This window comes from Bradyrhizobium sp. CCBAU 25338, from assembly GCF_028128965.1.
In the GTDB taxonomy this organism is placed as follows: domain Bacteria; phylum Pseudomonadota; class Alphaproteobacteria; order Rhizobiales; family Xanthobacteraceae; genus Bradyrhizobium; species Bradyrhizobium liaoningense.
Window position 1 is genome coordinate 22,797 of record NZ_LFKY01000031.1, and the last position, 19,579, is coordinate 42,375.

General features: G+C 58.2%; 13 protein-coding genes and 1 tRNA gene. 4 read left to right on the forward strand and 10 right to left on the reverse strand.

What is annotated here, in order from left to right; all coding sequences use genetic code 11:
- Window positions 1–40 precede the first annotated feature (40 nt).
- Together ACM42_RS11530 and ACM42_RS11535 are read right to left on the reverse strand one after the other, a co-directional pair.
- Window positions 41–3,346, reverse strand: a complete 3,306-nt coding sequence (locus ACM42_RS11530) for a UvrD-helicase domain-containing protein (protein WP_271528046.1) — start codon at window positions 3,344–3,346, stop codon at window positions 41–43.
- Window positions 3,343–5,982 (reverse strand): PD-(D/E)XK nuclease family protein, encoded by a 2,640-nt coding sequence (locus ACM42_RS11535; RefSeq protein WP_271528047.1) that lies wholly within the window; start codon window positions 5,980–5,982, stop codon window positions 3,343–3,345. Before ACM42_RS11535 ends, ACM42_RS11530 begins: the two co-directional genes overlap by 4 nt.
- Before the next feature lie 197 nt (window positions 5,983–6,179).
- Between ACM42_RS11535 and ACM42_RS11540 the strand changes: the two genes are divergently transcribed.
- Both ACM42_RS11540 and ACM42_RS11545 read left to right on the forward strand, forming a co-directional pair.
- Complete coding sequence (locus ACM42_RS11540) at window positions 6,180–9,680, forward strand: hypothetical protein (protein ID WP_271528048.1); 3,501 nt, start codon at window positions 6,180–6,182, stop codon at window positions 9,678–9,680.
- On the forward strand, window positions 9,677–10,231 hold the full coding sequence (locus ACM42_RS11545; protein ID WP_271528049.1) for a hypothetical protein: 555 nt from the start codon (window positions 9,677–9,679) through the stop codon (window positions 10,229–10,231). The genes ACM42_RS11540 and ACM42_RS11545 overlap by 4 nt, the downstream gene beginning before the upstream one ends.
- 69 nt (window positions 10,232–10,300) lie before the next feature.
- Here the strand turns inward: ACM42_RS11545 and ACM42_RS11550 are convergent, their stop codons facing one another.
- From ACM42_RS11550 to ACM42_RS11585, 8 genes are all read right to left on the reverse strand, one after another.
- Entirely contained in the window at window positions 10,301–11,038 is a 738-nt protein-coding gene (locus tag ACM42_RS11550) for a hypothetical protein (protein WP_271528050.1), read from the reverse strand.
- 844 nt (window positions 11,039–11,882) lie between these two features.
- Window positions 11,883–13,991 (reverse strand): hypothetical protein, encoded by a 2,109-nt coding sequence (locus ACM42_RS11555; RefSeq protein ID WP_128948160.1) that lies wholly within the window; start codon window positions 13,989–13,991, stop codon window positions 11,883–11,885.
- 347 nt (window positions 13,992–14,338) lie between these two features.
- Window positions 14,339–14,533 carry a hypothetical protein gene (locus tag ACM42_RS11560; RefSeq protein ID WP_271528051.1) on the reverse strand — a complete coding sequence of 65 codons (195 nt, stop codon included), beginning with the start codon at window positions 14,531–14,533 and terminating at the stop codon, window positions 14,339–14,341.
- Between the two features lie 50 nt (window positions 14,534–14,583).
- Complete coding sequence (locus tag ACM42_RS11565) at window positions 14,584–14,988, reverse strand: class I SAM-dependent methyltransferase (protein WP_271528052.1); 405 nt, start codon at window positions 14,986–14,988, stop codon at window positions 14,584–14,586.
- A gap of 101 nt (window positions 14,989–15,089) precedes the next feature.
- Window positions 15,090–15,165, reverse strand: a tRNA-Ile gene (locus ACM42_RS11570).
- A 320-nt stretch (window positions 15,166–15,485) separates the two neighbouring features.
- Window positions 15,486–16,253: an acyl-CoA dehydrogenase family protein gene (locus ACM42_RS11575; RefSeq protein ID WP_271528053.1), complete on the reverse strand. Its 768-nt coding sequence runs from the start codon at window positions 16,251–16,253 to the stop codon at window positions 15,486–15,488.
- Window positions 16,219–16,572 carry an acyl-CoA dehydrogenase family protein gene (locus tag ACM42_RS11580; protein WP_333921684.1) on the reverse strand — a complete coding sequence of 118 codons (354 nt, stop codon included), beginning with the start codon at window positions 16,570–16,572 and terminating at the stop codon, window positions 16,219–16,221. The genes ACM42_RS11575 and ACM42_RS11580 overlap by 35 nt, the downstream gene beginning before the upstream one ends.
- Entirely contained in the window at window positions 16,569–16,700 is a 132-nt protein-coding gene (locus ACM42_RS11585) for a hypothetical protein (RefSeq protein ID WP_271528054.1), read from the reverse strand. Before ACM42_RS11585 ends, ACM42_RS11580 begins: the two co-directional genes overlap by 4 nt.
- A gap of 655 nt (window positions 16,701–17,355) precedes the next feature.
- On the opposite strand from ACM42_RS11585, the gene ACM42_RS11590 reads away from it, so the two are divergent.
- Both ACM42_RS11590 and sfnG read left to right on the forward strand, forming a co-directional pair.
- Complete coding sequence (locus ACM42_RS11590) at window positions 17,356–17,622, forward strand: DUF3551 domain-containing protein (protein ID WP_271528055.1); 267 nt, start codon at window positions 17,356–17,358, stop codon at window positions 17,620–17,622.
- Window positions 17,623–18,384: 762 nt separating this feature from the next.
- Window positions 18,385–19,491, forward strand: a complete 1,107-nt coding sequence (gene sfnG / locus ACM42_RS11595; protein ID WP_271528056.1) for a dimethylsulfone monooxygenase SfnG — start codon at window positions 18,385–18,387, stop codon at window positions 19,489–19,491.
- The last annotated feature ends 88 nt before the right edge of the window (window positions 19,492–19,579 follow it).

Sequence of the window (19,579 nt, forward strand, 5' to 3'; positions counted from 1 at the left end):
GTCGCAGGGCGATTGGTCGCGTACGGCTTCTCTGTGCAAGCTAGCCATTGCTGCCGACATGACGGTGTACCCATCGTACCTCGCCAGAGGTCATATAAACGACCGCACCCTTCTCGATACCAATCAGCTCGAGATACTCGAGCAATTGGCTCGCGTAGGCCTCATGAGCATCCGTAGTGGGAGCGACGTCGCTCTTCCAGTCGAAAGCAGCGATCCGGACGGCTTTTTCGAACGCGATAGCATCGGCACGCGCGGCCACCAGGACAGTGTCGGATCGCGCTCCAAAAATGGGTATCTCCGGAATAAGTTTTTCGATGTAGGGCTTGAGCTCTCTATGCGAGAAAGTACGCAGTGTAGTAGCCGCCAGTTCAGCTGGATCAGGTGCTGTCGCCCCGGGCACGACCGCTTCTTGTGTGAGAGTGGATGCCCGAGCATTCAGATCCGCTAGCTCTGGCCGCAACAGCCCCGTCAGCAGTTCCTCCATCAGCTTGTGGAGGATTATGCCCCGGAGCGCGCCGGCACCGACAACGACGGCCTTGTCGTCAGAATCTGCATCGTCTGCGCCAAAATCGATCGTTGCGCGGTCGAGCAGTTCCCGATCGATGTCCGCCAAACTCGGCCGACGCCACTGAATCCTCGGATTGCGCTGCTCAATGGCTTCCTGCTCATCTGTAAACATGGCGGCGGTCTGATGGTTCGCCGGCGAGAGAGAAGTTGGCGTGGACGGCTGAGGCGGCGGATGTCTGATTTCTTCAAGTGCCGATTGACCCAGATCGAAGAATTTCGCCCACCCGCCCTCGGGAGTCCAGCTAGGCGCTGGAAGAACGAGGAGGTCAAGAGCACGTGTGCAGGCGACATAAAGTAGCCGCTCCCGTTCGTCCGCGGCCTCAGCCCGGTCGGCCGCGACTGCCGCTTCAAGGGTGCTCGAGATGACGTCACCGAGGGTCCAGTGCACGCTGTTGTCGATCGAGCGAAAGAAGAAGTCCTCGCCATTCTCCGGCATGGTCACAAAGTTGATGGGGATAACGATGGGCCATTCGAGGCCCTTCGCCTTGTGAACTGTAACGATCTCGATGCTGTTGCCTTGATAGTCGGCCGGAGCTTCATCGGCTGCCAGCTCGACTTCCCATTCGGAGCTGAGATCGATCGCCAGTTGTTTGAGCCCGCGGACGTTATAGCTACGTGCTCGCTCGAGGAGGATGCTGACATTGCCAAGAGAGCGAGCTTGTTGATCTGAGTTCCGGCCGGCCATACTCGGGATGACGCGGAGCAGCTCGATAGCCTCGGACAGGAGGGCATAGGGCGTCGTTCCACGCCGCTTCCGCCACAGCTCCTGTAGGCCGAACATCACATGGTGCGCTACAGGGTGGTCCACGCGCGAGAGATCGGTATTCAGGTTTAAAAAAGCGCCTTCATCCTGCTCCCGCAGACGTGCAGTAATATCGAGGAGCTCTCGTTCGGCGAGACCAACAAGCGGCCCGCGAAGGACCGCCCCGAGAGCCAGGGTGTCGCGGCTGTCCGCCAGAGCGCGGACGAGGGCCACGAGGTCTTGGGATTCTTGTCGCCGATAGAGATTTTTGCCTGCCTGTGAAGACACAGCCAGTCCCTTGTCCTCCAGTGCGCGTTCATATCGCCAGAGTTGCGTCCGCCGCGGAGCCAACAGAGCGATGTCGCCCGGCTCGGCGCGCGCAATCTCCCCATTTGAGCGCCGGATCCACACGTTGCCGATAAGGCTCGCGCAAAGGTCAGCAACCGCCTTTGCTTCGAGGTCTCGGATCGGGTTAACGTAGGTGTCGGGTGGAACGTGGTAGCCCAGCTTTGCGATGCTTTGGATCCGGCTTGGATCTTCGGCAATGGTCGATTTTAAGGCAGCATAGCCCCCCTGTTGCTTTGCCAATCGTTCCGCGAAGATCCGATCGACATGTCCAAGAATGCTTTTTCCGGAACGGAAATTTGCCGAGATCTGAACAACGTTCCCCGGAAACTGCGCCTCGATCGCCGAGCGCGCACGAAGATACGATTTCAGATCGGCACGACGGAAGCGATAGATCGCCTGCTTGGGATCGCCGACCATAAACAGCGCTCCGTTGCGAAGTTTACGCCGGTCCCAGGACTCCGAGGTCCCTGGTTCGCTTGAGATCAAAAACAGGATCTCTGACTGGAGAGGGTCAGTGTCCTGGTATTCATCGATTAGAATGCGCTGAAAGCGCGCCATGACCGCTTCGCGCACCCTTTCGTCGGAGCGCAATAGATTGCGTGTGCGAATGAGGATATCGTCGAAATCGAGCAGGGCAGCATTGCGTTTGAACTCATCGAATGCGCCAACGAGTTCGTCGGTTTCGCCGAAGAAGCGGACCAGAAGCGCATCGGCTATTGCGCCCATTGAATCAGCAAAGAGCTTGGCGCACCGTTCATAGTGCTCCTTACCGGCTGCAGAGAGCTGTGGCCCATCAATTTTGCCAGCCGAACGGGACCAGAGGTTGATTCGGCCCTTATACCGGGACAAAGCATGTCCTCCGCGAGGGAGCAGCGCGTCGCTCTTCGGATGAACGAGGAGCCACAATTGCGAAAAATCGAGAGCGCCAGAAACCGCAGGCGCAAGCGCGTTAGCGAGTGCTTCAAGCGCCACGACGTCCTCTACGACTTCCTTGGGAGCCGCAATGCGATCGATCCAGCGCCGAAAGGTAGCTACAGCGTCAATCAGGTCATGAACGCTATCGGCATAACGCGGCGGCGGGAGCGGTCGTGCTTCGGGGTAAGAACGACGAAACGTGGCTAACGACTTCAGTGTCTTCACCGCGAGATCAGGGGCGTATGCCGCCATGACAACGATTGGATCATCCGGGCGTGCAGCGTGACCGAGCCGCTTGTTGAGCCAGGAATCGAAGATCGCCTGGAAGGCGAGGTCGCTCTGCTCCGAATCCATGACGACAGCGCCAGGATCTATTCGAGCTTCGACCGCATAGCTTTGCAGAATAGTGAGGCAAAAGCTGTGGATCGTGGAGGTCGTGAGTTCGCCCAGGCGGCTTCGTGCGTTGGAGAGCGCTTCGGCTTGATCATCGCTCAAAGGTCGCTCGCGGAACGCAGGCTCCAGGTCTTTGGGAATAGTGCGGTCGAGGAGCATGCCGGCGAACTTGTCCACACGTGCGCGAAGCTTGGCGGCCGCGCGTTCCGTGAATGTGATCGCAGCGATGCTCGAAGGAGCGCGTCCTGAAGCGAGCAGCATCGCAACGCGTCCGGCAAGAAGTGACGTCTTTCCCGTGCCCGCCGACGCTTCGACCAGAAGCGTGGAATTCAGATCGGTGAGTGCGCGCTCCCGTTCTTTGTCGTCAGGCCTCAGGCTCACTTCGTTCCCCAATAGGCTGCGAGCTCTCGGCCCGCTGCTTCACGAATGGCGCTGCTCTTGCGCTCGATGTAACTGACCGCGGCGGGTAGAGCGATCCTGCCGAAGCGCTCTGGCATGTTGGCTATACCTGGATAGACAAAGCCAGCCTCAAGGACGCTCCGTGCAAGCTTTACCCAAGCCGCGACCACATCAATAAAACCGTCAGGGTTCTTGAGCGGACACACTTTCACTGGCGGACGGAGATAGATCAGGCGAGCAATCAGCGGCTGCGTGTCGGGCAGCAACTGGCGGCATGCCAGGGAATAGAGCACGCGCTGAAGTTCCGCACCGCCGTCGACGCTCATTTGATCGGGAGCCTTCGGCCTCTGCCCGGTTTTGTAGTCGGTCACCCGCACCGCGGCTGCTGAAGCGCGAAGATCGAGCCGGTCGATGCTCCCGCGAATGCGAATATCTGTGCCCGGCAGGATCACCGGCTGGGCCGGATCCCATGGCAGAGAAGCGGGAGGATCGCCTTCGCGGACCTCGCCACCGAATGGCACCTCCGTCCAGGAACGTGTTCCGGCTTCCGTAAATGTCTCAAACGTGAGGCCGGCCAGGCTCATTTCAGCCGCCTGCCTGACGGTGTTGGCCCAGAGCACCGGAGGCGGCACATTGGTGACTAAAGGCCAGCTGTCGATCACATGAGCCGCGGCCATGGCAAGGGCTTCCTGGATCTCGTGCCGGGCGGCCACTATGAACCCAGGTTTCGGCTCGAGCTGATCGACTGTGCGACGCAGAAGTTCGTGGACGAGGCGGCCCATATCATCGGCCGGGAGAACGAGCTCACGTTCCTTGTGAACCAGGTCGCGCCAACCCAAGCCGTAGTACCAGACGTAGGCGAGAGGGTCTCGGAGAAGCAGGGACAGCGAAGTGGGCGACTGGGGTTTAGGAAGAAGTTCCGAAAGCCGGGGATGACCGTTTTCCACGAGTCCGTCGTGAGGCGTAAGCTTTCGCGAGCTCCAATCGTGCCAAGCTGCCATCGCCGACGTGACGATCGGATCTACGCCTCTGTCCTGTGGCCGGGCAAACAGACGATCGGCTTCAGTCAGCGCGTGACCGGCGGCCCTGTCACGTGAAAGAACGTCGATTTTCTCGCTCACGCGGATCAGAGCACTTAGTCCGACGCGTTTGCCTTCGCAGCTTAGTCTTCCCGCGGAGACGACTGTCTCTTCAGTGGAGGCGAGAACGATGTCGAAGCAACGGCGATCAGCTGCTTCTATCGGGTCTGGGTCCGTCAATTCGGATGGGACGATGTAACTGGGAAGGAGCGGGTCGAGCCCGCCGCTACGAGGCCATCCGCTGGTTGTAAGGCCCATCAGCCAGACAAACGGACGCGGTGCTGCGGCAAGTTGATCGGCGGAACACCACGCCACAGAATCGGCCGGATCTCGGTCCTCGGCAACGCGCAGGGACTCGAGCGAAAACATAAGTGCCGATGCAGGCGCCGATCGCAGCGCCTCATCCCAAAGCCTGCGGGAGCGTCCCCGGAGAAGCAATTTGGCCGCCTCTTCGGCAGCGTCCGTGCCCGATTCGATAAGCTTGAGCACGGGCATCAGGATCGATGCTGTTTCGGGATAAGGGGCGAGGGCCCGTTCCCAATCCGCGGCAGCGGATAAGGCTGCTTCGCTGGGTACTGGCAAGCCTGCAGGCAGGGCGTCCAGGACTGTGCCTTGGTCGGCAGCGAGGGAGAGAAGGCGGCGTACTCGTGCCTGGCTCAGTCCGCCACGCAGCGCATCTGCGAGGGCCGCGCAACGCTGACCGTCCCTTGTGGCAAGGGCCGGTCGGCCGTGGACGAAACATAGCGGAAGATTAGATGCCGAGACGAGGGCCAGCATGTAATCATCCCACGCGACAGGAGCCGTTGTAGCGATGGCGATCTCCGAAGCGCGAGCGCGGCCGAAAGCGAGCAATTCTCGGGCCCATCGCATGGCTTCGAGCGCCTCGTGATGCGGATCGGCGCAACTTGCGGCGCGCCTCTTACCAAACGTTCTCGGGGCGGCCCGGTTGAGCGTACCTTCAAACCAGCTGGCGTCACAAAAAGCGGGCGCGTCCCATTCAACTGGGATCACCTTGCACAGTTCGTTGATAAGCGGCCGCCAGATGGGATCGATTGTGTGGAGCTCTTGTAAGCGAAGCGGTCCCAGCACGCGCGGGGCGAGTGACACAGCCGCGCGAGCCAGATCGCATAGGTCGGGTAGGAGGCGTTCGCCGGGCTGCAGGTGAAGGCGCACCGTATCTTCGATCCGCGCAAGGTCTTGGATACGCGGCTGGCCGGCATACGGTCCGGTCCGAAGGTCAAAACCAGACCGCCAGATACTTCGGAGTGTACGAAATATGGCGCGGGTCGCTCCGGGCAGATCGCTTATCGGGGCAATGTCTTTCAAGAGGCCGGGGGCGCCCAAAGCTTTGCGAATGCCGATCTCGACACTCTCGCGAGATGCGGGATGCAGCAGTCCACCGGCCAGGCGTGCCGCCAGCTGCGGAGGCGTCAGAATCTGGATTCCGAGCTCACGGTCGCGCGCAGCCGCCGCACGACGCATTGCAAAGGCGAGGCGCCCCTGAACGAGCACACTATGAAGTATGGAGGCGGTGGTCATGCTTGCCGTAGGTAACAGACTCGATGGCTCTCGTCTGCTTTGATGCTGTGGACAGCTTCTCGATAGGCACGGGACTGCCAAGAATCAGTATTGGCTGCTGGTGTCAACCGGTTGAGGATCCTTGAGAATTCTCCCCAATGTTCCTGAATGATATGGTTCAGCCTCATAGATTCGGTTTGACTGTCATCCTCAGATAGATGCCTTCATCGTTCCCATACAGCGCCGGTCCTCGGCTTGCAGGTGAGCCGCGCGGAGACCCTGCTGCACAGGCAATCGCCTCACTGCGAGGCTACGCATATCAGCTCTACGCGAGTGCGCTGGCATGGCTCGATCTAGCGCCGGGACAAGAACTTCACCTCGAAGTCGCCAAAGATTACGCGACCGTTGCCGAAGACGCCCTCAACGCCGTGGAAGTGAAGGACACACGGGCCACCATCACGATCAATTTACAGGACGTCCGAGATACGATCGATTCGTTCGTTGACCTGGTCGAGCGCAATCCTGACCGCAACGTCAACCTGCAATTTCTGTCAACCTCCTCGATCGGGCAGGAGCGCAGCAGTTCCCATCGCATCGGTTCTGAGGGGGCGTTGATCTATTGGCGGCGCGCCGCGGCGGGTGCGGACGTGGCTCCGTTGCGCCAAGTATTGTCACAACTAGACCTCACGCCACGCGCACGTGCCTACATCGACACCCGCGATGATCCAGCCTTAAGAAAGGATTTGCTCCAGCGCGTCCATTGGCATTGTGGCCGCCCGGATCTGGATGCTCTTAAAAGCGAATTCGAATCGGCGCTCGTCACCTATGGATCGGAACGACTGCGGCTGCCGCCGGCTGAATGCGAGCGCTTGAGTGCGATCGTTCTACAGCACATATTGGCAACGGTCGTAAAGCCGCTCCCGCGTCGTTTGATCGCAAGCGATTTGCTTTCGCTGCTCGATGAGGCGACTCGGGTGTCATTGCCGCGCGGGGCGGTGGACGATCTAATCCGCGGGCTCACGAATCAACTCGCGGAACATGCCGGCGCGGTGGAAACATCGGTACCCGGCAAATTGCACGTTCTCGATCCCGAGCGCGAGATTCCATTTCCGGCATCGTTCGCCGAACGAGCTGGCCTCGTTGACGATATCCTGGGGCGCGCGACCCGTAGCGGCATCGCATTTGTGACGGGGGCTACCGGAGTCGGGAAGACCATGCTGGCTCGCCTATCCGCCCGTTTGCAGGGCGGCAGCTGGTATCTGGTCGACTTCCGGGATGGTTCCGCAGTCGAAGCAATCGAACGCATCCAGCACGCCATCGCCGATTTGAGCTCGCTAGGTCCGAACGGAGTCATTCTCGATGATCTTAATGAGCTGGAAGATCCTCGGGTTCGGCGGAGCTTGAACCGCTTCATCCTAGCGATGAGACGGCGCGACGGCTTATGTCTCGTCACCGCCTACCGGCAACCCTCCAGACGAGCTCTTTCGGAATTGGGCTTTGACTCCTCAACGCTTGTGCCTGTGCCCGACATGACGATCGCCGAGGTGGGTGAACTCGTGACTGCGGCCGGCGGCGATGCGGCTATCTGGGCCCGGTGGATTCATCTCGGTGCCGCATTTGGCCACCCACAGCTTGTGCAGGCGATGATCGCCGGCCTGCGCTCGCGCGCGTGGCCAAAAGAGGAGCTGCGGCGTCTGAAGGACCTCAATCCGGCTGAAGAGGTTGAGTTCGAGCAGCGCTTGGCACGACAACGCCTCGTGGCGGCGCTTCCGGACAATGCAAGGTCGCTGCTCTACCGGATGAGCCTCCTTATCGGTCGCTTCAACCGATCACTCATTCTGGAGGTCGCGGGTTTGCCTCCTTCCGTCAGGAATCCCGGCGAGCAACTTGACTCGCTGGTCGGACCCTGGGTCGATCAGGCCGCACAAGACGAATTGCGGATATCGCCGTTGCTCGCCAATGCAGGGACCGAAGTGCTCAGTCCTGACGAGCAGCGCGCGGTGCACCACGCTGTGGCAAATGTCATCTTGGAGCCGCGCGAACTCGACATCACCAAGGCCAATGCAGCCTTCCTTCATGGCCTCCTGGGCAAGTCCGAATTCGCTCTCACCAAGTTCGGCAACAGCATTCTCGTCGCAAAGCCGAGCGTGCGTCGCATGCTGCCCGACTGGATGACCGGCCTCCGCTTGCACCGCACGGATCGACCCATCTATCCGGACAAGCCGTCGCTGTCCTGCTTGCTGAGACTTGGACAGCTCCTCCTCCTTCTTGAAAAGAAGGATCTGCAGAGGATCGGGAAATGCTGGTCGGCTCTAAAGGAGGAGATCCAGCAGGAGCCCAATGCAAGAGCGAAAGAACGGTTTGAGCTCATCGTTCTTTCAAAGGTCCTGATTCACTCGACACTCTCTCGTGCGGTGCCTGATTGGATTGAGGCGATCTTGCGGTTCGAAGAACTCTGCGATCGCCGCCCCGAAGGCCGCCAGCTCTTGGCGAGCATCAATGAGCGGGTCAATGGAAAAGCCTCGCCAAAGCCGGTTGGAATGTTTTTCATCACCCAAGTTCTGGGTCTCGCAACGGTTGCCGAGCTGGGCGCCGCTTTCGATAGGCTTGACCAAGCGACGCCAGAGCAGCGAGAAAAACTGTTTGCCGACGTCCCTACGATGCCGAGCGATTTTTCTTTGTTGGTGAATCACGCCTGGCTGGAGGAGCACAGGCAGGGAAATATTGACTGGCTCAATTGTGCGCAACGGTACACACGGATGGCCGAACAGGCGCGCTCATGGGGCTATCGCGAGCTAGCGTTACGATGTCACGTCGCGTGCGGCGTCATGTTCGACGAATACGGTAGCGAAGATGACCGGGCATTGGACGCTCTTGAAGAGGCCGCTCGATTGCTTGGTCCTGATCCGATCTTGTCTCGGGCGCGTGCGAAAATCCTCTATCGGCGCAAGGATCATGCCGGTGCGTTGAAGCTGCTTACAGAAACAGCCGACAAGACGGCGCTCAATGATCCAATTGAAAGAGCCCACATGCAGCGTGAAGCCGGTATAAGCGCGGCTGAGCTGGGCGCCTGGGGCGAGGCCCACAAATGGTTCGCGGCAGCGCGCGAAAGCGCTGGCGAGGTCGGAGGCGAAGAGATGCGGCCCATGGCTATTGGATTGCGCGCCGACGAGGCGATTGCTGCATTCCGTGACAATAATCCCAGCATCGCGCTGCTCGGCATGGATCAAGTGCTCGAGGAGCTCGATGCAATCGATGCCGACCAGTCCATTAAGGCTGTCTATTGTCGACGTGTCGTTGGACACACCGTGCTCTGGCTCTACGGCCAGGCCACAGGACAGCGGGTCAGTATCGATGGTGAGCCCTTTGGTATGGTTCCCGGAATGTGCAGCAATTCCGAGCCGCCAGATCTCCGTGATCTCCCGCTCACGTCTCGCGATTACCTGAGGTATTTGCTTGCTGAAACCGAAGTTGCCGCCAATGCTGCCTCCGGACTTGTGCTGGGACTGCGGACGCGTCTTCGTGGCCGCGCTATTCCGGCAATGGAAATCCCATTGCGAAACGCGCAATTGGCTCGCGCAATTGCACATAGCGATCCGAGTTCCTTCATTTCGCATATGAGATCGTGGATTGAAGCGGATTTGTATCTGAAGGCCAACAACAAAGCCCTTGTGCCAGGAGGACCAAGAGTCCTGCCTACGGGGAAATCGAGCGTGTGACATCCGAACGCCTGCAATCGGCTGAAGCCCTTCTAACCGCGGAGGACGCACTTCTGGCATTTGGGATGTTTGCCGCCTGGACGGGCAATCAAACGGCTATCGCGACGCTCTGCGACCAGAGGTCGGGAGTATTTCCCTCCGGGTTTCCGGGCGAACGCCTTCTCAAACCCATGGTTTACGAAGAAACAGGCGGTGACCGTGTCGAGGATCGTATTGCCGCTCAGATCGGCAAGGTGTCGCGACGGACGGACCTTGACCCGGATGATATCTTTGTCGCCGGTGTGCGCTTCATCCAAGGAATTAACCGCTCCAACTTCAAACGGCACCTGGAAGTGCCATTCTCTGTTTGGATGCGGGAACGTTGGCAGTGGGCACTCGATCATCAGCGCTTCCTTTTTCGAGCTCCTTCGCAGAGCGGCGCGTCGATTGAAGCGGCGCTGGCTTCATATGGAACCGATCTCGCTGGTGGAGGAAGATTATTGCTGGCTGCGGAAGGCGCCGTGCGTACGAAGCTGGATCAGACTTTTCGTGACTTTCTCAGTTCGCTGTGACTTTCACTTCAGGATGCCAAGCTCCGATGCTTCATAAGTGGTACACGCCCCGGCAACCGTTGTCTTCGACTAACGCCGAGGATCAACGGCGATGCGCCACCCGCGGTGAATGTAGCCCTTGCTTTCGCCGTGACGTCGCCGCACCACAGAGGGAGTTTCGAAGTCGATGACGAGATCTTCTCCCTCTTGGTAAAATCGCGTCCCGAACATCTTGGCAGTCAGTCGGGCCAGAAGTTTATCTTCGGTTTGAAGGGGAATTCTGTGCCGGATCGCGGTCCCCAAAATGAGCGCATCGCATACCGTGTTGCGAAAGTGACCCTTCGGGGCGTAATCGCTGAGGAACCTGTCCAGGATATCTAGGCCGTAACCGACTGCATTCTCTTCAAGCGCTTCGCAGCGAATCCCGTTCTCTATGAGAAAGCGAAAGCGTTTCTCGAGATTGCGCTGTTCAGCCTTTCGCAAAACCATGACACCGGCCTTGAACAGGTCAGATCGAGCGGAGTTGATGGCACTTGCGATGGCATTGCTGCCAAACTCGACCAGACTCGGATGCTCTTGGTTGAAATCTATAAGCAGACGATCGGTGCCGATCCGGCGAAATGGGTGACCGGCGGGCATCTGAAGTACTGCAGGCGGGCCCATCAGACTGTGTCGACCAAGTCTCAGAGGCACGTAGTACCTGTCCCTGTCAGGTTTATTGCCGTACATGATCAGGAATTCTTTCGCCGAGACGGACGCAATAGTGGCATGGGCCGGCATCACGCGTCGGCCGGCCTGCATATGGACCAGTATTTGCGTATCGACCATTCGCATGGATTGCATGGTTGACGTTGTGAGCCGTGGTCTACTGCAGGAAAACGACTCTTTGTTTGGTTATGCCTCCAACACGATCAGCATCGAATATCAGTCACCTGCCGCGATACATACGCCAGCCTCGGATGATCGTGTATGTCAGATACGCAGAACCCAGGACGCATGCCAGCAAAAGCCAACTTTCGATTGGCGGGTAGATCCAGGGTGCGCCCTTTTTCAGATCGCCGATACAATATACCGACGGCGTCCCTCCGATAAAGGCGACGTCGGTCAGTTGGCGCCACCAATTCCAGTTTGGGCATCCCGGGCTTTCCGGGACAAGCTTCACCAGGAATTGAAATGCCAGAAATGCTGCGCAGCCGGCAGGCACGAGCATGAGCACATAGAGCCACGGGCTCGTTCTGAAAGCGTGTCTCGATCTGCCTGCTTCGTCCAGCACCGCCTCACGTGCGATGATAAGGCTATCAGCCTCGAGCTTCAGAGATGCGGTGACGAGGAAGGCCAGGACTGGCCCGACGCCGCGATGACGGCTGGATTGATATCGACGGATACACCGATGATCGAAGCCTTGGCTACGCTTTCGCCGGTTCGTGTGAAAGCGCACAGGAGTAGCAGGAGCAGGCTGCGGTTGCCGTATGACCGGATAAAGCTGCTTTCTGCCGTAAGGTAGGAAAGCACACGAGCCTCCTTGGTTGCGCTGTATAACGCTCATGCAAGAGCCTTCAGTGGAATGCGATCTAAAGAGAGTCCGGCGGAGCCAGCCAACTCGCGCCGCGGCGAGAGGGTAGGGTACCTCCCAGCCGGCAAAGTGTCGTTAATCTTGAGCCATCACTGCGGCCTAGCAAAATCCGCATAGAATCTGCTTCCCGAGATCAATGACCGCTCCTCCGGGATTTGTAACTGCCTTGGTTACGGACTTCGCGACTTCACCTGCAGCACGCCCGATATCATTATTCCTCGGGAAGGCATTTTTTGCTGCCTCGCCCACCTCTCCAGCCAGCTTCCTCGTCGCATCATCATAGTCTTTCGCCGCCCCATTTATTCTGTCCAGCAGCTTCACCACTTCGTTGTCTTTCCCTGGTCCCTTCGTGATATCGTTCCAGGCATTCCTTATGAATTTTATGATCTCGTTGTTGGATCCAAACTCGAGATCGCCCACGAGCACCCGTAGCGCAGGCTTTTCGGGGCAGTTCGGCTTCTGTGTCTTGCGCCAAAAGTCTTTGGCGGCGGCCGTCAGGCGCTGGATGCGTTCATCCACCGCTTTTGGATCCGGCGCTTGGTTGCTTGCCTTCAGGACGAAATCGCTGCCCACCACATATCCGGTACTTGCCGCATCCACGGTCAGCCTTGTGGCTTCGGCGGTCAAATAGAGTCCCTCTCTGATGACCATCTGATCAGGTGGAGCTACCGAGCCTTTCGCATCAGTCTTTGCCAGAACCGGGACCACGACGGGTATTCCTGAGAGGATTGTAGGATCCGATGGATCGGCTCCAATCAGCTCGCTCGTAATAACGCCGATCGAGGGGACCTTGGTCCAGCCATAGTCAGTCTTGAACGTTCCGTCCGTTTCGACTTTCAAATCAACGGATGTACAGCTCAAGACGGGAGACAGAAGCGCGACATCCTTTCCCTCAAACGTAAAGCTTGAAAACGCTATTCGTGCGCTGACAGTCGGATTTGTCGATCCCTTAAGGCCGGCCGTCGTTCCTATGCCGCCGCCAATGAGTGGATCGACATGAACGTGAATGGCAGCGTCCACGCTGATCGAAAGGCCCAAGCTTCCTTCCAGGCCCTTGCCAGGCACGTAGTTGAAATTCGCCGCCGGTACACTGATGGAGCCATGGATGCGGTCACCCCCTGCCGCTTCGACGTAGAAGCCGCCATCGCCCAAAATCTTGTCTGACCAATGCTTGTCAACGAAGCGACCCGACACTTCCGTGCTTGCCAATGATAGCGATAGCTTCCGAAGTGCGCCGAAAATTCCATCGGTGAGGGTGGCAATTGCACCTGTGTTGATACTGATCGTCAGCTGCTTGCCTGAGTAGTATTTATTGGCGAGCGCTATGCGTCCGGTCAGTTGTTGCTCAAGGCTGCTGATTTGCGTTGTCGGAATGGTATCATACTTCGACGGGTTCACGTCAAACGGCTGGGCAACTGTTTCGTCCAATGTCGCGGCGAGCAGAACTCCGCGATCGGAGAAGATCGGTGCAATGACGTGGGCCCAACGCTCAACCGAGATCGGCTCGTGCGTCACCCGGTACTTCAAGGTCCCCGTGTTGCCATCCCCGAATTTTTGCTCGAATGACTTATTCTCGTCGAGGGTGTATCGCAGCTGGGGTTGGTACGGAGCCGAAAGGGTCAATCTTTCGGAAAGTCCATTCACGACGTTGCCAGTGATAATGTCGCTGACAAAACCCCTGCCGACCAGATTGAGAAAGCCGAATGAAATTACCGGCTCGATGGAGACAGGGAGCAACCTGAAATTTGCAGCGAAGACAGCCGGTCGGTCGGTTGTCGCTGGCAAAATCTGGCTCACACCGGAAAAATACAGCGCAAACTCAACATCCAGGCCAACTGACAGAAACCTCTTGTCGCTCTTTACACTAAGTCCCAGGTTTCCGGCCAATCGGCCCATTTGCGGCGCGAACGTCAGGCGATCGACTGCTACGGTCAAGGTCTCACCCGGCAGAGAGGGGTGACTCAGCATAACCTTCTGTCCGACGAGTTGGTCGCCGATGTTTCGAAAGAGAGTGGCGTCTAGCGCAACGGCAACTGCTTTTTGATCTCCTTGCTCCAAGGCATCTAGTCCGCTCGCAGTTTGCTGCAGCGATACGATCCGCGCGCGATTGTGCTCATCTATCAGATAACGAGATTGGAACGTTGCATAGAGGCCAATTCCTATTGCAACAATGAGACCCAGAATTACCATCAATCCTTTGCGACGCATGGAAACCCCCATCGCTACCAATGGTTGAACGGTATTCCAGTTTTTGCCCGGAGTCTCGCGCTCGTCGATGTTTTCAAGAATTTTGAGTACGATGCTTCTGATCGGGCCTTATCCCTGTTCGCATGCCCTCGCGGCAATCATGACAAAGGCGGGTATTGTTTTCAGGTAAGCCTGAAAACAATCGGTCACTTGCGCGATCTACCCACTTGTCCGGCCGGCAACGATGTAGGTTGGGGCGATGCCCTTCTCGAAGCCAAACACGACCAACTTAAAAGGTCTGCAATAGACGCCGCCCCTGTGGCTGCATTGGCGGGGGCGATGTGATCTGCTGCTGGCAAACAGATACTCTAATACTTTCTCAGATCGCTTAGCTTTCGCATGTAATGGCCGTGCTTCTGAACAATCGACTTGATTTCATCACTGACGCTGATCACCCGTGCCTTCCTTTTTCGCCATTTCCTGAACGCACCGATGACGGGTAGTTGAGAGCCCTGCGGGACCACCAGCAAGTCATGTTTGTCGTTGACGTATACGTCGAACATGTTCGCCCCTCGATAACCTCGCCCATCTCGCAGGCTGGTCAAATTACCCCTCAACGGCGAACTGCGCAAAGTCGCCAACCAACGACCTTAGCGCCCCCTCCATCAACCGATGATATTATTCTTTTGAGTGCGTTCGCATTGTGCTTTTTTTGCGTTCCCATGCAGCATTCCTGCGTCGTCTCGATGATCGGGGAAGTGGCAACAGCCTCCGGCAGTTCCAGCGTGTCGAGATCGGCAATCCGATACGTAATGGCAGCGTCCGCCGTGTCCGCTTTTGCTCGCGCGATCATGTTTTGCGACAAATCGAGACCAGGACAGAGGCCGCCGCGCATCCAGCGGGAGAACTCCCGAAACCACACCCAGATCGACCACATGCTTTCGAGAAAGTCCGGCAGCATAGCCCGAAAGTCTGGCCATTCAGCAGCGCCGTCAAGCCCATGCACCTGCAGGGGCAATCGCTTAGCCAGCGAAGAAATTTGGAGCGTCGTAGATTTTCTGGGACAGGTGCTGATGATGGTGTGGTGAGAGGGGGAGACAACAACAACAACGACAATTCTGGTGGGCCCGCCTGGATTCGAACCAGGAACCAGACCGTTATGAGCGGCCGGCTCTAACCATTGAGCTACAGGCCCCGATCCTGGCGCCCCCCCCGAAAAAAAACGCCAGCAACGTTGCGGGACTCGTTTATCGGGTGGCTGGCATCCTTGCAATGCCAACCAGAAGAAGTGCGAGCTTAAGTCTCGCCCTAGCTCACCGCTGAACGGTACAGGCCCGTCGATCAGGCGAGCGTCTCGCCTGGCTACAGCAGCCGGCATAGTCGCCGAGATACGGCGACGACGGCCACTCATCGCGTCCTTAACCCACCGTAGAAGGTCGACGTCCACGGCAGTCGCATCCGCGGGGGCGAGCGAGCTGCGCCTCGGCAATGCAGAAGCTGCCGGAACGCCAGTGTTTAGCTACCGTATTGTCGGGCGGCGCGGACACCTACGCTCCATGCGTATGGCAGAGCTTCATCATTCAATTCATAGCCGCCGATTGCGCGGAGCTTGAAGTTCACTGGATTATGGGAAGCGATCGTACGCGCATTGCGCCAGTGCCTATCAATCGCGAGCTTCTCTGACGTAAGAGACGCTCCGCCCACCTCGAAGAGCTCGGCGGTGGCGTCAAGAACAAGCTTGACGACCACTGCCTGCGCCTGCGCTGCCGCGCGCTCGGACGCATCAAGCTGTTGCGGGTCTTGATGTCGACCTCCGAGTGTTCTTGCGAGCTCGTCGACGGCGGCGAGGACTGCTGCTCGCGCACCGAAAGCCGCGCTCGACAGCCTGCCGATAACCTGTTGCACGAGCGGATCGTTCCGTGGCAGATCGGCAACGGCATGTGTAAAGGTGCGGGCTCGTGACCTGATCCAGTCCGCGGTCTCAGTAGCCGCGCATCTCGCAATTCCAGCGAGGGTCGCAAGCAGGACCAGCTGGACAAAGGCCGTTCCAAACACCCGTCCTTCCGTTCCATATCCGGGACCAAGAATTCGATCTTCAGGTACCGCTACATTCCTGAAATGAGCTGTACCGCTTGCCGTCAATCTCTGGCCAAAGCCATCCCAATCGTCCTGGACGCTGACGCCGGGCTGGCTGGTATCGACAATGACAGCGATCCGCTTGCCGTTCTGGTCAGCCGCCACAATCAAGTTACAGCGTGTCGGTTGTGTAGTATTTCGTGCCATCGAGCTGTAGTCCGGCTCCGTTCGACGTGACCGCTGTCCGGTAGCGATCGACAGCTCCGACGCCTAGCTCGGTTGTCGCGACCCCGATCAGAGCGCCGTTCGCGATGGCTCTGAGCCACCGCGCCTTGGCCGCCTCATCCTTGGTCAGGCGCAGATCTTCGACCAGGTTGAAGTGTGCCCTCAGCGCCTGTGGCAGATTGGAGTCCGCGGCCGCAAGTGCGATGAGCAGATCGAAGGTCTGACGAAGTGATGCGCCGAGGCCGCCGAACTCCACCGGAACCCGCAAGGCTCCAAAGCCGACCTCTTTGAGCAGTGTTATCGCTTCGAACGGGAGGGTGCGGTTTCGCTCGCGCTCACCGCACCCACGGCGATTTTCTCAAAGACCGGAACGAATCGCTTTTCCAGTTCTTCGTCGCTGATGGTTGGGCTCGCGAGGTGAATGGTCATCGTCCTGCTTGTCTCCGCTCAACTCAGTAGATCGAAAATCATCGCTCACGAAGAATAGTGCCCTATTGTCGGAGAGCCAGACTGTATTTCGGCGGGATCCAAGACGATCGTTCGGAGCGTCGTACCGATGAAAGAAAAAATCTGCTGAGCGACACGGTCACCGCAGATTCGCGGCAACGCGTAGACCCGGATGCGATCAGGGGGCGACTTGCGGTAAATCTGAGTGCATTCAATTCGACCAAGACATTTCTCGCGCAGGGCCGCGCAACAGTTTGAGGTACCCGCAAGTGTGACCTCTGACCGTGGGGCGATAGGTCCTCGGCAACACGCGGTCGGAGCGAATGCAATGGTCCTAGATTTGTCCGCAATATAAGTGCTCTGCCGCGCGGAGGCGCCAAGTCGCGCTTGAAAAAGCGTTCCGCCGCGGAATGCCGCCGGAAGTCTGCTTCGAAATTCGAGCGAGTTTGCACCGAGGACGGTGGCGCGTGCTCCGCTCCGACCCCAACGTCTCACTGAAGTTTCGTGCTCGCCGTCACGGGTGAACCTTCTTTCTGGCGATAGACCGACTGGACCGGTTATTTGCCATTGATTAAGATCAAACGGTTCAATTCAGATCCTCTATCCTTCAGCGAACTTAACGGAGGCAAGAGATCTCATGCGGTACCTTCTCGTTATCGGAGTGCTAGCACTTCCCATTTTCGTCGGCTTTGGATCGCGTTCGAGCGCTGCTTCGCGGGTTCATCCTTATATCCCACCGGCTCGCCAGGACGTTTATTGCCTGCAGGGCCGTACTTGGGGATATCCGGGCAACTGCCAGTTCTCTACCTATAGCCAGTGCATGGCTACTGCATCCGGCACATACGCCTATTGCGGTATCAATCCGATCTACGCTTTCGAGCGACAAGGAAGACAGTTGCGCTGATGTGAATGAGAATTGCTAGATCAGCCAACGGCGGCGTAGGACGCAAGCGCGGACAGTCGAGGCTCTTATCGCCATTCGGCCGACCTCACCCTGATTCTGCGCTGAATTCCGCTGCTTAGGCCGTTTCGTTTGATTGCGCCTAATGCCAGGCGTGCTGTGCATGTCGGACAGCGGTCCGTTCATGCGAGTTCGATCTTGCCAATCACTTGAGAGTGCAAGTGACCTGAGAAGCCGGCGAATGCGATAAGAATATTCCAGCCAGTCGGCGAATTCGAATATCGAGTGGAGATGCTGATGGCGCCGATCGTCCGCAGCAATTGAACGAGCTTCTGCTGGCGAAGGAATGATTAGCTTGCACCGGCAAAGCAACAAACGATGCGTTCGCTGCGAAACAAAAGAAAGCTGTTTATCTCCGCGCAGCGAAAAATAGTGGGTCTTGGACTCGTAGGGTCGGACAATCTCTGAGAGGATTGGTCATCAGGCGATGGTGCCATTCAGGAGCGCTGATGATGCGCAACAACATGTTCGACAAGGTGAGGCATTCGGTTATGCGCGAGCTTGTCGATCAGTTGTGTTCGTGTCGTTTCTGAGTGGCGTCTCAATTCGCAGGAGCGATCTAGCCTGAGATCGCTCTAGCTCCTCGAAATCAATAACGTAGGCAGTGTCGGCACTCGCTCGTCCCGAGCGGCGTGGTCGCATGGTGCTGCCTCGCTGAAGCCGTCGCTCTTTCACCGCAAGCGTCATTCTCAAGGGACAAGCAAGATGTCTTTGAACAACAAACCGATCAAATTCGCCTACTGGGTGCCGAACGTATCCGGTGGCCTCGTGATTTCTTCGATCGAGCAGCGTACTAGCTGGGACATCGACTACAACCGGAAGCTTGCGCAAATCGCCGAGAAGGCAGGCTTCGACTACGCACTCAGTCAGATCCGGTTCACGGCCGGCTACGGAGCCGACAAGCAGCATGAGCCGGTCAGCTTCTCGCACGCCCTGCTGGCGGCGACCGAAAGGCTCAAGGTGATCGCTGCCCTCCTTCCCGGGCCATGGAATCCGGCGGTAGCGGCAAAGCAGATTGCGACGATCAGCCAGCTCACCAATGGGCGCGTTGCCGTCAATATCGTGTCAGGCTGGTTCCGCGGCGAATTCCATGCGATCGGCGAACCCTGGCTCGACCACGACGAACGCTACCGGCGCTCGGAGGAGTTCATCAAGGCTCTACGCGGGATCTGGACGGAGGAGAGCTTTACGCTCAAGGGAGATTTCTATCGGTTCAACGAGTACTCGCTCAAGCCGAAGCCGCTCGATCCGCTGCCCGAGATATTCCAGGGCGGCTCCTCGCGGGCCGCCCGCGATATGGCCGCTCGCGTGTCCGATTGGTATTTCACCAACGGAAATACGCCAGAGGGGCTGAAAGCGCAGGTCGAGGACATCAGGTCCAAGGAGAAGACCTTCGGCAAGGGGTGGCAGACCAAAATCGGCATCAATGCATTCGGCATCGTGCGGCAGACTGAAAAGGAGGCCAAGGAGGTGCTGCAGGAGATCCTCGACAAGGCGATCCCCGATGCGGTTCGCGGCTTCCACCATGAGGTCCAGAATGCGGGCAACGCCAGCCCCGAGCGCGAAGGCAACTGGGCCAAATCCACTTTTCAGGATCTCGTTCAATACAACGACGGCTTCCGCTCGAACCTGATCGGCACGCCCCAGCAAGTTGCTGAACGGATCATCGAGCTCAAGCACGCCGGCGCCGACCTGATCCTGCTCGGGTTTCTGCATTTCCAGGAAGAGGTCGAATATTTCGGCAAGCACGTGATCCCGCTGGTTCGCGAGCTTGAGGCAAGGACGCCTGTGCGCGTTCAGGCTGCCGAATAGGGGCAAAACGAGAGGCAGCCACGTGACGGCGATTGCGACAGGGGCGGGCGCGTTTCGGCTGGAGGAGATCCCTCCACGCCGATACGCG